The organism is Bacillus sp. 05T31 (assembly GCF_056396725.1).
Window position 1 is genome coordinate 1 of record NZ_JBFTMA010001152.1, and the last position, 804, is coordinate 804.

At 30.8% G+C, this 804-nt stretch carries 2 protein-coding genes; both read left to right on the forward strand.

Annotated features, from left to right (window positions below; genetic code table 11):
* Positions 1–81: 81 nt before the first annotated feature.
* Positions 82–312: a hypothetical protein gene (locus tag AC1DJR_RS32025; RefSeq protein ID WP_328026791.1), complete on the forward strand. Its 231-nt coding sequence runs from the start codon at positions 82–84 to the stop codon at positions 310–312.
* A 194-nt stretch (positions 313–506) separates the two neighbouring features.
* Positions 507–731: a hypothetical protein gene (locus AC1DJR_RS32030; RefSeq protein ID WP_002165814.1), complete on the forward strand. Its 225-nt coding sequence runs from the start codon at positions 507–509 to the stop codon at positions 729–731.
* The last annotated feature ends 73 nt before the right edge of the window (positions 732–804 follow it).

Below are 804 nucleotides of genomic sequence, written 5' to 3' on the forward strand. Positions count from 1 at the left end.
ACAAAAAACAAAGAAAGAGCAGGAGATTGCGCCTCCTACTCTTTCAAATAAAATAATCCCTATGGAAAAGATGTATTTAGTATGGTAGCACAAAAAGAAGATAAATACTCAGAAAAAGCTATAAAAGAAAACATTGTAATGGAATTTGTTGGAGTTTGCTTAGATAAAGGGATGGAAGTAAATGGGATTTTTGGATTACTAAACGAATTGATTACTCTTATTAAGCAAAAACAATTTGAAGAACATATATGGCAAGGATTAATAGATAAAGCGATAGCTGAAGCGAATAATAAAGAAGGTGCAACGCTATGAGTGAAGTGAACAACATGTTAGAAGAATTTGAGGTTTTATTACATAAACTTATAACCGCAGCACATAGTGGCTATGAACAAGCGATAAATCAATAAAATATGGTAAAAGAATGGCTAAAGAATAAAAAAGGCATGGTTATCCACGTCTTTTTTATGTAATAATAGATTTTTATATTTAGAAAGTGAGTGAGCATCATGACAAAACAACAATATACATATCAGGTTACTTTTTATTTATCTGACGGTAAAGAAATAAGTGGTAGAGTTACACGCGACGAGGATATAGGAACATGCCTAAACACATTACAGGATTTAATAAAAAATAGTAAAACGATATGTATTCCTAAAATCGGGACTGTAATACGAACGAAATACATTACTCATGTGAAGATAATAGAAGTTAAAAATGAAAACGATTGATACGTGAATTATTCTTCAAAAGGGTATATCATTGCTATAGCGAATATTTTTCATGAGGTGATGGTGTTATGAC